This is a genomic window from Mycobacterium senriense (assembly GCF_019668465.1).
GTDB classification, from domain to species: Bacteria; Actinomycetota; Actinomycetes; order Mycobacteriales; family Mycobacteriaceae; genus Mycobacterium; species Mycobacterium senriense.
The window spans coordinates 3,889,336-3,903,733 of sequence record NZ_AP024828.1 but is presented as its reverse complement, the minus strand read 5'-3'; the positions used below and the strand labels follow the sequence as shown (position 1 = coordinate 3,903,733).

The window sequence follows — 14,398 nt, the reverse complement described above, 5'->3', positions numbered from 1 at the left end:
GGCAAATCCGCGTGCGGCGCGGTGCCGCTGTCGTAAGCTCCATGCGCATGAGGAGCCAGCTGACCGCGGCAGTTGTCGTTGCTGCCGCGGCCACACTGGTCGCCGGGTGCGGCGGTGCCAACAAGGGCGACAGCGCTTCGTCGTCGGCCGCCACCACGACGGCTTCGTCGAAGACTCCCCTGGCGCAGGGCGCGTTGCCCGACCTGATGCTCTCACCGAGTGACATCGACACCGTGCTGGGTGCCACGGGAACGTCGAGCGATCCACCAATCACCACGTTGTTGGAAGATCCGTTCAAGCGCCAGGACTACACATTCCCCGCTGAATGCCGGTACACCGTGCACGCGGCGTTGGCCTCCGTGTACGCCGACAGCGGGAACACCGCGGTTTACGGCTATCACGACCAGGCGCCGGCGCCCCCGGGGGCAGACCAACTGGAAAGCCCTGAGGTATACCAGGTCGTGGTGCTGTTCCCATCCCCCGAGCAGGCGAGCGCGTTCTTCACGACGTCGGCCCAGCGCTGGCCCGCCTGCGCCAACCGTCAAGACACCGTCCCCGCCGCCGACGGCAAACCGGAGCTTCAGTGGAAGGTGGGCCAGGTCTCCAAGGCCAATGGAGTTTTGAGCGTTCCGGTGACCCTGACCGTTGTCGGAAACGGCCCGAGCGTGACCGTGCCCTGCCAGCGCGCGCTGACCGTCCGCAACAACGTCGTCATCGATATCGACGCGTGCCGCAAGGACGTCGGGGACCTCGGCGTCAGCATCGCCAACCAGATCGCCGGAAAAGTCGACAAGCAATAGTGTGATCGGGGCGCGGCAAACCCAATAGCCTTCCGCCGTTTACCTATTGGCGGTAGTCGTTCTCGGCAACAGGAGCGTACGATCTGGCCGCCGAGACGGTCCAACGATCGATTTCAAGCCGTAGATGGCGCCGCGACGCCTAATTCGGGTACTTTGGCCGCGGGTTCGGTCGTACCGCCTTGAGGAGGGAAAATGGCCCTATCGGAGAAGGCGACCAAGCGGCGCGCCGGGCAGCAGGTCATCCATCTCTCGCAGTTGTTGCGCGCCCCCGTGTTGGCCCGCGCCGGCGAGACCGTGGGGCGTGTCGAGGACGTGATCGTGCGGCTGCGCGGCGCCGAGGAGTATCCGCTGGTGGCCGGGATCGTGGCCGGGGTCGGCGGACGCCGGGTTTTCATCGGCGACAAATCCATCGACGAGTACTCGGCCGACCGAGTTCTGTTGACCAAGAACAAGGTTGATCTCCGCGGGTTCGAACGCCGCGAGGGCGAGGTGCTGTTGCGCACCGATGTGCTGGGCCACCGATTGATTGACGTGGCGACCGTCGAGCTGGTGCGCGCCTACGACGTCGAACTGGAAAAGACCGGCGAGGGCTGGATGGTCACCCGCCTGGATACCCGCCGTCCCCCACGATTGTTCGGGCTGATCAAGCATTCGGGCGGGCACGCATCCCGCGATTGGAAAGCGTTCGAGCCGCTGATCGGCCACGCGCGCTCCGACGCCGTGCGGCGTCTGTCGGATCGATTCGGTGAACTGAAGGCCGCCGAGATCGCCGACCTTCTCGAGGAAGCGGACAAGGCCGAAGGCGGCGAGATCCTCGATCGGGTGCACAGCGACCCGGAGTTGGAAGCCGACGTCTTCGAAGAGCTGGATCCGGAAAAAGCCAGCCGACTGCTCGACGACATGCCGGACAGCGAGGTCGCCGCGCTGCTGGGCCGGATGCGCGCCGACGACGCCGCAGACGCGATCGCCGACCTGCGCCAGTCACGGCGCCGCCGTGTCCTCGAGCTGATGCCCGCCCCGCAACGCACCAAGGTCATCACCTTGATGGGGTTCAACCCCGAAAGTGCCGGCGGGCTGATGAATGTCGACTCCGTGACATGTTCACCGACCGCCACTGCGGGCGAGGCGTTGGCGTTGATTGCCGCCTCGCGCAGCATCCAGCCGGAAGCGCTGATCAAGGTACACGTACTGGACGAGGACAAGCGTCTCGACGGCGTGGTTTCAGTGATCACCCTGTTGCAGGTCGATCCCGCCGAAAAGCTGGAAACCCTAATGGATTCCGACCCGGTGCGGGTGAACGCCGTCGCGGACTTGACCGATATCGCGCTGCTGATGGCCGATTTCAACCTCTACTCCATCCCCGTCGTCGACGAGCAGGACCGCCTACTCGGGGTGGTGACCGTCGACGACGTGCTGGAGGCGACCATTCCCGAAGACTGGCGACGCCGCGAGCCCGCGCCGCGCCCCATCCGCGAGATCGCCACCGACGACCGTGACACGCCGCCCACGGGAAGTTCCCCGCAGTGAGTTCCGGAGAGAACACCACCCAGGCCGACGCACAGGGCGTCGACGCGCAACGCTCCGAGCCGGCACCAACGCGGCGCACCGCGGTGCTGGACAGCGCGCATCTAGGTGATATCGAGGGTGCGTTCGGGCGCATCAGCGTCGGGGAAACCGAGCATGCCCGCACGTGGCGGACGCGGCTGCTGACCCTGCTCGCGATCGTCGGACCCGGCATCATCGTGATGGTCGGCGACAACGACGCGGGCGGGGTGGCCACCTACGCCCAGGCAGGCCAGAACTACGGCTACTCGCTGCTGTGGGTGCTGCTGCTGCTGATCCCGGTGCTGATCGTCAACCAGGAAATGGTGGTGCGGCTCGGCGCGGTCACGGGGGTCGGGCACGCCCGGCTGATCAACGAACGTTTCGGCCGCGGCTGGGGCTGGTTTTCGGTCGGCGACCTGTTCCTGCTCAACTTCTTGACGATCGTCACCGAGTTCATCGGCATCAGCCTGGCCGCCGAATACATCGGCGTCTCCAAATACGTTGTGGTACCGATCTCGGCGGTGGCGTTGGTGGCGATCATGGCCAGCGGCAGCTTCCGACGCTGGGAGCGGGCCATGTTCATCTTCATCGCCGTCACGCTGCTGCAGATCCCGATGCTGCTGATGTCAAATCCGCAGTGGGGTCACGCGGCGAAGTCTTTTGTGGTGCCCAGCATTTCGGGCGGCATCAGCTCGGACGCGGTGCTGCTGATCATCGCCATTGTCGGCACCACCGTGGCGCCGTGGCAGCTGTTTTTCCAGCAGTCCAATGTCGTCGACAAGCGCATCACCCCCCGGTTCATGGGCTATGAACGCGCAGACACCGTGCTAGGCGCCTTCGTGGTGGTGGTCGGCGCCGCTGCGCTGATGATGACCGGCGAGTGGGCGGCGCGCTCCACCAACACCATTGGCGGCTTCACCGACGCCGGCGCCACAGCGCATCTACTGGGCGCACACCGCCCGATACTCGGTTCGATCTTTGCCATCGTGCTGATGGACGCCTCGATCATCGGGGCCGCCGCGGTGACCCTGGCCACCAGTTACGCCTTCGGAGACGTGTTCGGCCTCAAGCACTCGCTGCACCGTGGCTTCTCCGACGCCAAGCAGTTCTACCTGTCCTACACCGCGATGGTGGCGCTGGCCGCGGCCGTCGTGCTGATCCCGGGTGCCCCGTTGGGGTTGATTACCACCGCCGTGCAGGCCCTCGCCGGGCTCTTGCTACCCAGCGCCAGCGTGTTTCTGCTGCTCCTGTGCAACGACCGAGAGGTGTTGGGGCCGTGGGTGAATCGGTCCTGGCTGAACTGGGTCGCCGGGCTGATCGTGGGCGTCCTGCTGCTGCTGTCCGGAATCTTGATGGCTACCACCCTGTTTCCCGACCTCAACGTCCTCGCCGTCGCGGGCTACCTGACGCTGGCGCTGGTCATTCTCGCGGCGGCCGCCGCGCCGGTGCTGCGCTGGGTGGCTCGCCGGCAGCCGTCGCGGCCCCTGCCTCAACTTCCGGCGCGCGGCGTCGACCGCAACACCTGGCGCATGCCACCGCTGGCACTGCTCGAGCCGGTGACCTGGTCACCCGGAACCCGGCTCGCGATGATCGCGTTGCGCGCCTATTTGGTGGTCGGGGCGTTGCTGTTGGTGGTCAAGGCCATTCAGCTCAGCCGCTGACCGCTTGTATCCGGCGGGCCACCTCGCCGTACCGCTCGAAGCGCTCCTGATCGGCGACGGAGTTGTACATCACCAACCGCGTTGCCGTTCCGGCGTATTTCGTGGTCAGCGCGTCGGCCAGCCCGTCCCAGGTCGACTCGGTGGCGAAAAGAGCGATGTGCTCGTCGCTGACCTGGGCCGCCATCCCGGCGTAGTCTCCGGCCTTCTGCTTCTCCCGGATCCGGGCGGTCGTGCCCTCGAAACCCGCCTCGTCCCAGATGAATGCATAGTTGGGTGTGCTGCCGTAGAAGGCCATGCTGGCGCGCACGACCTCGCGCTGCTGGTCGCGCTCTTCGTCGCTGTCGCCGACGATGGTCATGACGGGCACGATGACCGCGATGTCCGACGGTGAACGGCCCGCTTTGGCCGCGCCTTCGGCGACCGTCGGCAGCACGTGCCGGGCCAGGTAGCCCGGTTCGCCGATCGGGTGGACGTGAACACCGTCGGCCACCTCGCCCGCCATCCGCAGCATCCACGGATTGACCGCTGCGATATCGACTTTGGGGTCCGGAGCGTCGATGGGCCCCGGGCTCCACTGTGGGGTGATGAAGTCGAGATCGTAGAAGTCGCCGTGGTGGTCCAGGGTCCCCGAGCGAAACGCCGCGAAGCACGCCTTCACGGCGAGCAAGTAGTCGCGCAGCCGGGGCCCGGGCCGCTCGAAAGCCGTGCCGTAGCGCCGCACCACGTGGGTGCGCACCTGCGTGCCCAGGCCCAGCCGGAATTTCCCATTGGTGGCCTCCTGCAGTTCCCACGCCGCGGCGGCGGTCACGAACGGACTGCGCGGAAACGCAACCGCGACGCCCGTCGACAATTCCAGATCCGGCGCGGCCTGCGACGCCACGGCGGCATTCAAATATGCGGTGCGGCCCGTCTCGGTGAACAACAAACCGGAGAACCCGGCGGATTGCGTCCGCCGGGCAAGATCACCGATTTGGCCGAGTGGCTGGGGAATCGTCATCGCGTCGACATGCATGGTGGGAGCGTACGTCGGCCCCCCGCGTCGACTGCGTGGTATCCCGCGCAAAGGCGCGGAAGCGTACCGTCCAGAGGTGTACGTCAACCGACCCTCAAGCGATCACTGCATGAACAATATCGAGGCTCTCGACGTACAGATGCTAACTTCTCGCTCACTCGAAAGTCTTTTGGCAAGAGGGTGTTTCGGGCCGGACTCGTCGAGTAGCGTAGGCACGTCGCCCGGTTCGGTGTCAATACCCGCGCGCTCGATCGGGGTCTTGGAGGACTGTGATCCAGCTATACGACGTGAGTGTGCGTTATGAGGCCACGATCGCGCTGCACCCGCTGACTATCGGATTCCCAGCGGGCAGCTTCACGGTCTTGCTTGGCCCGTCAGGAGCCGGAAAATCGACTCTGCTGCGGTGCACGAATCACTTGGTCGTCCCCACCAGCGGATTCATTGAAGTGGCCGGCATCGGCCCGCTCAACAGCAGCTCAAGTGTTCGTGCACATCGGCGACGTACCGGCATGATCTTTCAACAACATCAGCTGATCGGTCGTCACACGGCGTTGCGCAATGCCCTGCTCGGGTGCGTCGCGTCAACCAGTGTCCTGCAGGGATTTTGGCGGGCGAACCGCACTGAAACGTACCGCGCGCTGGCGGCGCTCGATCGCGTCGGACTGTTGTCGAAAGCCATGGTCCGCGCGGATCGGCTCAGCGGCGGCGAGCAACAGCGGGTCGGGATCGCCCGCGCGCTGACCCAGCAACCCCACATTGTCCTCGCCGACGAGCCGGTGGCCAGCCTCGACCCGGAAACCGCGATCGTTGTCTTGAGCATGCTGCGCGAAATCTGCCGGCAGGACGGCATCACCGCCGTGGTCAGTCTGCATCAGGTCGAGCTCGCCCGACGCTTCGCCGACCGCATAGTCGGCCTGTCCGCCGGCCGCCTGATCGCCGACGCGCCGCCTCGCCAGATCGACTCCGCCCAGATCGACCGGATTTATCGCCACACCGACAACTCCCCGACAGTTCCGACGACAAAGGAATCCTGATGAAGGCCGCACGCATCTTGATAACCGCACTGTTGGCGATCGTTCTCGCCGCCTGTGGGAGCTCCCACAGCCAGACGGCGCCCAACCCGTCATCGCTGCGAGTTGCGTTGCTGCCCGACGAAAATGCCAACACGGTGATCCAGAACAACCAACCGCTCAAGCATTACCTGGAATCGAAACTCGGTAAGCAAATCGAATTGGTGGTGACCACGGACTACTCGTCGATGATCGAGGCCATGCGGCATGGACGACTGGAGCTGGCATACTTCGGCCCCTTGTCCTATGTGCTGGCAAGATCGAAAGATGCCGGCATTGAGCCCTTTGCCGCAGTTGTCGAGGAGCGCGGCGGGCCGCCGGTGTACCACGCGCTGGTGATCGGCAATGTCAACCAGGGCATCAACACAATTGCCGACCTGAAGGGCAAAACGGTGGCCTACGGGGACCCCGCGAGCACCTCTAGCCACCTCATTCCGAAATCGATGCTGGCAGACCAGGGATTGCGAGCCGGGCAGAACTATCAGGAGCAGTTCGTCGGCGCTCACGACGCGGTCGCTTTGGCGGTGCAGAACGGCAACGCCGCGGGCGGCGGTATCAGCAAACCGATCTTCCAGACCTTGGTGCAGAAGGGCACGATCGATCCGGCCAAGGTGAGGGTAGTCGCCGAGTCGAAGCCATACCCGAACTACCCCTGGACCATGCGAAGCGACCTGGACGCGGGGCTGAAGGCCTCCATCACGAATGCCTTTCGGAGCCTTCAGGATCCCGCGGTACTCAAGCCGTTCAAGGCAGTCGCCTTCGCACCGGTGACCGATGCGGATTACAACGCGGTCCGGCAGCTGAGCACCCAGCTCGGGCTCGACCTCAGTTCACTCAGCCGATGACGGTCGCTGCCCGGGGCGCTCGGCTGAACCCCGAGGTCGTGAACACCGAGTATGCGGCAATCGTGCGCCTTGAGCAGCGCCGGCGCGTCCGCGTCATCCTGTTTTTCGCGGCAGTCGTTGCGGCCGTGCTCGGCTGCTGCGCCTATGTCGGACTTCTGGATGCTCGCCGGCTGACCGACGGGGTCCCGGCCCTGTTCTCGCTGATCGGTGAGATGTGGCCCCCCGACTTCAGCCGCGCCGGTTCCTGGCTCGCGCCGCTCCTGGACACCGTGGCAATGAGCGTGGCAGGAACCTTCATCGCGATAGTGCTGTCATTTCCGCTTGGCCTGGCTGCCGCGCGCAACACGACGCCGCACCCAGTGGTCTACCACGTCGCCCGAACGATGCTGAATGGCCTTCGCGCGGTACCTGAACTCATCATGGGGATCGTGTTCGTGGCCGCCGTCGGCTTCGGGGCGTTGCCCGGGGTGCTGGCGCTAGGGCTCCACTCGGTAGGCATGGTGGGCAAGTTCTATGCCGAAGCCATCGAACATGTCAACCCAGCCCCGGTTGAAGCCGCACGCGCGGTGGGAGCGCGTCCGGCCCAGGTCATCGCGCACGGGTTTCTGCCGCAAGTCCTGCCGCAATTGGCTGACGTGTCAATTTACCGCTGGGAGTATAACTTTCGAGCCTCGACCGTGCTGGGACTGGTTGGAGCCGGCGGCATTGGCTTCCAACTGATGGCCGCGTTGCGGGTGCTGGAGTACAGGCAGGTTTGCGCCATCATGCTGGTCATCTTGGCGACAGTCACCATCGTGGACAGCCTCAGCGGCTGGTTACGAAGGCGATTCGCATGAATCCGTCTCACTCACAGCCCTTTCGGGTCGTTATCACCCATCGTGTTCACGCCGAGGTGCTTGACCTGTTGGGCCGATCGTGCGAGGTGTCGGCGAATCAGACACCGAACAGCCTCACCCGAGACGAATTGTTGAGCAGATGCCGCGATGCTGACGCGCTGGTGGTGTTCATGCCGGACCACGTCGACGAGCAGTTGCTGCAAAACAGTCCCTGGCTGCGGATAGTGGCCGGTGCGCTCAAGGGCTACGACAACATCGATGTCGACGCGTGCACGGCGCGTGGCATCTGGGTCAGCTATGTCGAAGACTTGCTCACCGGCGCGACTGCCGATCTTGCGGTCGGGCTGTTGATCGCGTTGGACCGCCACCTCATCGCCGGCGATAGGCACGTCCGCTCGGGTCTTCATCGGGGCTGGCGGCCCGAACTTTATGGCGGCGGATTGGCCGGCAGGCAGGTCGGGATCGTGGGCATGGGGGCGGTGGGACGTGCGGTTGCTCGTCGGCTGCGCGCATTCGACGCGGAATTGCTTTACACCGACCCTAATTCGCTTCCGGCCGCTGACGAACTGCAGTTGGGCGCGCGAGCGGTGCCGCTTGAAACCCTTCTGAATCGCAGCACCGCCGTCGTGCTCACGGCACCCCTCACCGCGCGGACGCGCCACCTCATCGGACCGGACGCGTTGCGGCAGTTGCCCGACGGGGCGCTGCTGGTCAACGTGGGCCGTGGTTCGGTCGTCGACGAAAATGCCGTCGCCGACTCGTTGGCAGCCGGCCATCTTGGCGGTTATGCGGCCGACGTTTTCGCTTTCGAGGACAGGTCGGATCAAGACCGACCCCGCGACATTCCGCCCGGGCTTCTCGCGCACGACCGCACATTGCTCACCCCACACCTGGGTTCTGCTGTTTCCGACGTCCGCCGGCAGATCGAACTCGCGGCGGCGCAGAGCATCCTCGATGTTCGCGCCGGAAAACCACCCTCAGCGGCGGCGAACACCATCGAGATGTCTGGGTAGCGGCCCGCTGTCCAACGAAGACAGACTCTTTGGCGATCGGATCCGGTTCGACGGATGTTCACCTCTCGTTCTGGCGGGCCGACGAAACTGGTCATCTGACACCCACCGAAGGGCAGAGAGGACCGCGTCGCTATGGCCGGACGGATCGAGCATGTCGTGATGATCATCAAGGAAAACCACACGTTCGACAACTACTTCGGCAGGTTCCCCGACGCCGACGGTGTGACGCTGCAGCCAGCACAGAACCCGCCGCCGGACGACCCCGACCATCGTCATGAGGCGTGGATGAACCGTGGCACAGACACCGCACACCGAGTGCAATACACCCAGTCCGACATCCCCGGATATTTCGACCTCGCCCGGCGTTTCACGTTGTGTGACAACTACTTTTCCGAAGTAGCCGGCCCCTCGACTCCCGACCATCTCATGCTGATCTGCGCTGACTCACCGGTGATCAACAATCCGCATCACCAATACCGCCCCACACCGGCTGACCGATTCCGGCTGCCAGCGCTCCCAGTCTCGCTGGAAACGGCCGGGTTGTCCTGGGGCAACTACGGCGGATACGCCTTCGCCTACATTGACGGGCTGCACACCCATAGCCACAACCATGGTCGCGACAAGTTCGCCGCTGACGCGCGCGCCGGCCAGCTACCCGCGGTGTCGTGGGTGTACGGCGACGGCAGACCCGATCTGTCCGAACACCCGAAACAGAACGTCACCGACGGGATGACGTGGACGCTCAACCAGATTCAAGCTGTCGTCGACGGCGGTCTGTGGGATCAAGTAGCGATCTTTGTCACCTGGGACGACTGGGGTGGCTGGTATGACCACATCGACCCCCCGGTGGTGGAAACCTGGGACCACACCCACGCGCAACGACCAGCCGACGAATTCCAGCAGTTCGATGGGCAACCGTTCCGGTACGGGTCACGTGTCCCGTGTCTCGTCGTCGGCCCCTATGCCAAACCCGGCCACGTCAGCAAGCAGCTCAATTCGCATGTAAGTCTGCTGAAGTTCTGCGAGACCACCTTCGGCCTGGACCCGCTCACAGATCGTGATGCATCCGCCAACGGCATGAGTGATTGCATCGACCTTTCTCAAACACCGGTTGCTCCAGTCAGCTGAAAACTGCAAATCCACTTGGTCACAGATCATCTCGTTTCATCAGCCAGACGGGTCTCTGCCGAGAAGGGGTACTCGTTGCGCCCGCCTCTCAGCGACAAATCCGCTCGCCGAGGGCCGACTTATTGGGGCAGCGCCTGGCCCTGAGTCTCGGGCGCCAATGGGATGACGAAAAGCCCGATCACGAAAGCGACGGCCGTCAGCGCAACGGGCAATCCCAGAGTGTGCGTGTGCAGGACCGCCGCGCCGAGCAAGAAGTTCACGCCCGCCCCGACAAAGCGGCCGACCGACGTGCAGAAGGCAAACGCCGTCGCGCGGACCCGCGTTTCGAACTGCTCGGGCAGCCACAGGCTGAATAAGGCGAAGTTGCCGCCAAAGAAACCCAGCACGAACAGCCACGCGATAAACGGCGCGAGCCCGTTGGGCAGATAGAACGACCAGCCGAAGCTGCCGATGATCGATACCGCCATCCCGGCGAAATAAATCGCAAGGGTCTTCCTGCGTCCGATGCGCTCCGCGACGACCGGCAGGATCAGACAACCGAGTATGGTGCCGATGGACAACAGGCCGGTGGCCCACGATGCGGTTCTGGTCGCGCCGCTCTTGTCGAATCCCGCTTGCTGCGCCAATTGGATTACGGCCGACGGCTCGTAGACCGCGCCGGCCCACAGGCCCACGATCGCGATCGTCACCAGGGCGCAGGCCACCCAGGTGCGTCGCCGGTAGCGCGGGGCCAGGATTTCGCGCAGCGGCTTCACGGGCGGCGCGGCGCTGGCCTCGGCCTGCTGAAACTTCGGGGTTTCCTGCACCCGCGTCAGAATCAAGATGGCGACGACGACCGGCACCGCGCCCGTCAAAAACATTGCGCGCCAGCCGAAATGCACGCCGATGGTGTAATTCAGCGCTGCCGCCAGGAAGAAGCCGGCGTAGTAGCCGGTCTGCAGATAACCGGCTCCCATCTTTCGCCGGTCCTCCGGCCACGCCTCGGCGACGTAGGTGCCCGCGAGTGCCCATTCGCCGCCGATGCCGACGCCCGCGATGAAGCGGAAGGCGGCAAGCTCCCAAACGTTCTGCGCCGCCGCCGAAAGCCCGGTGAAGACTGCGAAGGTGAAGATCGTCGCGGCCAGCACCTTGGTCCGCCCGAACCGGTCGGCGATCGGCCCCCAGATGAAGGACAAGCCCCAACCCACCAGAAACAGGGCAAACAGGATCGATCCCGCCAGGCCGACATGGGCCTGTGTTGCGGCGAAGCCCGAACGCGGCAGCAGTTCGGTGAGCGCCGGCGTGAGCACCAGCGCGTAGATGAACGAATCCATCCCATCGAGCGTCCAGCCCGTCCATGCGCCCCAGAAACCGGCGATCTGGGAACGGTTGAGCGGTGTGCGATGTTTTGCGAGCTTCGGCGGCTCCAACACCAGATCAAACTAGCGCCTCTGAGCCGATCCGGCTGGGCGGGGCGAATCAGCGCCTTTCTGGCCGGTGGCTCACCGGCGCGGTGAAGCCCTCGGTGTCATCGAAGAATGCCCATTGCCCGTCGTCGTTGACCTCCATGCGCCAACCCAGCTCGGTATTGCCGCCAACCGAGTTGACGAACCAGGCGTACGCGGCCTCTGCGCTAACATAATTCTTCGTCGCGACGACCCGGCCACGTGGGTCGATAACGCGAAACTCAGGCATGGGATCTAAGTATCCCTGCCAGCGAGTTTTCAATCCCGAAAATCGCCTATTTGCCGGTAAACGCCGGGTTACACCGTGCGGGCCAGCCGATCGGCGAGCATCTCGGCAAACCTGGCCGGATCGTCGAGCGCGCCGCCTTCGGCAAGAAGCGCTGTGCCGTAGAGCAATTCCGCGGTCTCCGCGACCGAGGGGTCGTCGCTGCGGTCCTGGTGCGCCTGGCGCAGGCCGGTGACGAGCGGGTGGTTGGGATTGAGTTCGAGGATCCGCTTGCCCACCGGAATGTCCTGCCCGGAAGCGCGGTACATGCGCGCGAGCGCCGGTGTGATCCCGAAGGCGTCGGTGATCAGGCACGCGGGTGAGTCCGTCAGGCGGGTGGACAGCCGAACTTCCTTGACGTGGTCGGTCAAGGTCTCCTTCAGCCAGGTAAGCAGGTCGGCGAATTCCTTCTGCTGCTCCTCGCGCTCGGCCTCGCTCTCGTCGTCGTCGGCGCTGAGGTCGACCTCGCCCTTGGCGATGGACTGCAGCGGCTTGCCGTCGAACTCCGTCACGGTCCCCACCCAGACCTCGTCGACCGGGTCGGTGAGCAGGAGCACCTCGTAGCCCTTGGCCTTGAACGCCTCGAGGTGCGGCGACTTCAGGATCTGCTGACGCGACTCCCCCGTGGCGTAGAAGATCTGCGTCTGGCCCTCCTTCATGCGCTCGACGTATTGGGCGAGGGTGGTGGCCTCCTCCTCGCTGTGTGTCGAGGCGAATGAGGAGATCTGCAGCAGCGTCTCCTGGTTGTCGAAGTCCGACAGCAGGCCTTCCTTGACGACCCGGCCGAATTGGGTCCAGAAGGTGCGGTAGTCCTCCGGGCGCTCGGATTGCAGATCCTTGATCGTCGAGAGCACCTTCTTGGTCAACCGCCGCCGGATGGCCTTGATCTGTCGATCCTGTTGCAGGATCTCGCGCGACACGTTGAGCGACATGTCCTGCGCGTCAACGACGCCCTTGACGAAGCGCAGGTATTCCGGCATGAGCTCGTCGCAGTCGCCCATGATGAACACCCGCTTGACGTACAGCTGGATCCCGGTCTGGGCGTCGCGGTTGAACAGGTCGAACGGGGCGTGCGACGGAATGAACAGCAATGCCTGGTACTCGAAGGTGCCTTCGGCCCGCATCGCGATGACCTCGAGCGGATCGTCCCAGGCGTGCCCGATGTGCTTGTAGAACTCCTTGTACTCCTCCTCGGAGACCTCTTCTTTGGGCCGGGCCCACAGGGCCTTCATCGAGTTGAGGGTCTCGGTATCGATGACGACCTCTTCGCGGGTCTCCTCGGAGCCCTCCTCCACCGGAACCTGGATCCGCCGCTCGACCTCCATCCGGATGGGCCAGGCGATGAAGTCGGAGTATTTCTTGACCAGGCTCCTGATCTTGAAGTCAGCGGTGTAGTCGTGCAGCTCATCCTCGGCGTCTTCGGGCTTGAGGTGCAGGATGACCGACGTGCCCTGCCCAGCACCCTCGACCGACTCGATGGTGTAGGTGCCCTCGCCGCTCGATTCCCATTTGGTGGCTTCGCTCTCCCCTGCCTTGCGGGTGAGCAGTTCGACCTTGTCGGCGACCATGAAGCTCGAATAGAAACCGATGCCGAACTGGCCGATGAGTTCCTCGGAGGCGGCTTCATTCTTTGCCTCGCGCAGCTGCTTGCGCAGCTCGGCGGTGCCCGACTTGGCCAGTGTGCCGATCAGGTCCACCACTTCGGCGCGGGTCATCCCGATGCCGTTGTCGCGGATGGTCAGGGTGCGCGCATCCTTGTCCACGTCGATCTCGATGTGCAGGTCGGAGGTGTCGACGTCGAGGTCCTTGTTGCGAAACGCCTCTAGCCGCAACTTGTCCAGCGCGTCGGAGGCGTTCGAGATCAGCTCCCGCAGAAACGAATCCTTGTTGGAGTAGACCGAATGAACCATCAAATCCAGCAGCTGCCGGGCCTCCGCCTGGAATTCCAACTGCTCGACACGTGCATTCATGACATTCCCTTCGACGACACGACGATTCAAATTTACCGAGAAGCGGATGGCCCACGACGAGGGGCTGGTCCTACCCTGAACCCATGACCGTTGCCCAACGCGAACGTGCCGCCCTTGTCGAAACGATGCGCGGCGTCGGGCCAGATGCGCCCACCCTGTGCGAGGGATGGAAGACGCGGGACCTGGCCGCCCATCTGGTGATCCGTGAGTACCGTCTCGACGCCGTGGCCGGCATCGTGATCCCTTTCTTGGCCTCCCATACGGAGAAGGTGCAGAACGAGGTGGCCGAGCAGAACGACTGGGACGAGCTCGTCGGCAAGCTCGCCGCCGGACCGCCGGTCTACTCGCCGCTCAAATTGCTCGACCCGGTGGCCAATGTTGCCGAGATGTTCATCCACCACGAGGATGTGCGCCGCGCGCAGATGGGCTGGCAGCCGCGCTCCCTGGAACCCGACCTGGGCAAGATGCTGCGGCGCACCCTGCCGTTGATGGCGCGGCTCACCCTCGCCAAGGTGCCCGGCCGGGTGGCGTTGCGCACGCCGGAGGGCAAGACGGTGCTCACCGCCGGTCAGGGGCCGGCGGTGACGGTGACCGGGGCGCCCGAGGAGCTACTGCTGTTCGCGGTGGGGCGACAGGCGCAGGTCGAATTCGACGGCGACGCCGCCGCGGTGCAGGCCGTGCGCGATGCGCCCAAGGGGCTGTAGGCGTCCGGGCTGCCGCCATGCTGGCGTCGTGAAACTTGCCCGCGCATGCGCTATCAAGTTTGAGCGGACGTCAGTCACCTAAAAGCCTCGCGCGTACCTGAAGG

The 14,398-nt window shown here is 64.6% G+C and carries 13 protein-coding genes; 9 read left to right on the top strand and 4 right to left on the bottom strand.

The window, feature by feature from the left end:
- Positions 1-47: 47 nt before the first annotated feature.
- The 3 genes from MTY59_RS18460 to MTY59_RS18450 all read left to right on the top strand — a co-directional run bounded on the left by MTY59_RS18460 (position 48) and on the right by MTY59_RS18450 (position 4,006).
- Positions 48-800, top strand: coding sequence for a sensor domain-containing protein (locus MTY59_RS18460; RefSeq protein WP_221042425.1), 753 nt, complete (start codon positions 48-50; stop codon positions 798-800).
- Between the two features lie 192 nt (positions 801-992).
- Positions 993-2,327: a magnesium transporter MgtE N-terminal domain-containing protein gene (locus MTY59_RS18455; RefSeq protein WP_221042424.1), complete on the top strand. Its 1,335-nt coding sequence runs from the start codon at positions 993-995 to the stop codon at positions 2,325-2,327.
- An 83-nt stretch (positions 2,328-2,410) separates the two neighbouring features.
- A complete protein-coding gene (locus MTY59_RS18450) occupies positions 2,411-4,006 on the top strand; it encodes an NRAMP family divalent metal transporter (protein ID WP_221046516.1) in 1,596 nt (531 codons plus the stop codon).
- Here MTY59_RS18450 and MTY59_RS18445 read toward each other — a convergent pair.
- Positions 3,996-5,018, bottom strand: a complete 1,023-nt coding sequence (locus MTY59_RS18445; RefSeq protein ID WP_221042423.1) for a TIGR03617 family F420-dependent LLM class oxidoreductase — start codon at positions 5,016-5,018, stop codon at positions 3,996-3,998. The two genes, MTY59_RS18450 and MTY59_RS18445, sit on opposite strands and share 11 nt — an antisense overlap.
- Before the next feature lie 269 nt (positions 5,019-5,287).
- Between MTY59_RS18445 and MTY59_RS18440 the strand changes: the two genes are divergently transcribed.
- From MTY59_RS18440 to MTY59_RS18420, 5 genes are all read left to right on the top strand, one after another.
- Positions 5,288-6,052 (top strand): phosphonate ABC transporter ATP-binding protein, encoded by a 765-nt coding sequence (locus MTY59_RS18440; protein WP_347881592.1) that lies wholly within the window; start codon positions 5,288-5,290, stop codon positions 6,050-6,052.
- Positions 6,052-6,933: a phosphate/phosphite/phosphonate ABC transporter substrate-binding protein gene (phnD, locus tag MTY59_RS18435; protein WP_221042421.1), complete on the top strand. Its 882-nt coding sequence runs from the start codon at positions 6,052-6,054 to the stop codon at positions 6,931-6,933. The genes MTY59_RS18440 and phnD overlap by 1 nt, the downstream gene beginning before the upstream one ends.
- Positions 6,930-7,769: a phosphonate ABC transporter, permease protein PhnE gene (gene phnE / locus MTY59_RS18430; RefSeq protein WP_221042420.1), complete on the top strand. Its 840-nt coding sequence runs from the start codon at positions 6,930-6,932 to the stop codon at positions 7,767-7,769. The genes phnD and phnE overlap by 4 nt, the downstream gene beginning before the upstream one ends.
- On the top strand, positions 7,766-8,782 hold the full coding sequence (locus tag MTY59_RS18425) for a phosphonate dehydrogenase (protein ID WP_221042419.1): 1,017 nt from the start codon (positions 7,766-7,768) through the stop codon (positions 8,780-8,782). The genes phnE and MTY59_RS18425 overlap by 4 nt, the downstream gene beginning before the upstream one ends.
- Positions 8,783-8,914: 132 nt before the next feature.
- A complete protein-coding gene (locus MTY59_RS18420; RefSeq protein ID WP_221046515.1) occupies positions 8,915-9,910 on the top strand; it encodes a phospholipase C in 996 nt (331 codons plus the stop codon).
- A gap of 119 nt (positions 9,911-10,029) precedes the next feature.
- Here MTY59_RS18420 and MTY59_RS18415 read toward each other — a convergent pair whose 3' ends face one another.
- The 3 genes from MTY59_RS18415 to htpG all read right to left on the bottom strand — a co-directional run bounded on the left by MTY59_RS18415 (position 10,030) and on the right by htpG (position 13,590).
- Entirely contained in the window at positions 10,030-11,322 is a 1,293-nt protein-coding gene (locus MTY59_RS18415) for an MFS transporter (protein WP_221042418.1), read from the bottom strand.
- A gap of 46 nt (positions 11,323-11,368) precedes the next feature.
- Positions 11,369-11,584, bottom strand: coding sequence for a hypothetical protein (locus tag MTY59_RS18410; protein WP_221042417.1), 216 nt, complete (start codon positions 11,582-11,584; stop codon positions 11,369-11,371).
- A gap of 68 nt (positions 11,585-11,652) precedes the next feature.
- Entirely contained in the window at positions 11,653-13,590 is a 1,938-nt protein-coding gene (htpG, locus tag MTY59_RS18405) for a molecular chaperone HtpG (RefSeq protein ID WP_221042416.1), read from the bottom strand.
- An 83-nt stretch (positions 13,591-13,673) separates the two neighbouring features.
- Here htpG and MTY59_RS18400 point away from each other — a divergent pair, with 83 nt between their 5' ends.
- Positions 13,674-14,294: a TIGR03085 family metal-binding protein gene (locus tag MTY59_RS18400; RefSeq protein WP_221042415.1), complete on the top strand. Its 621-nt coding sequence runs from the start codon at positions 13,674-13,676 to the stop codon at positions 14,292-14,294.
- The last annotated feature ends 104 nt before the right edge of the window (positions 14,295-14,398 follow it).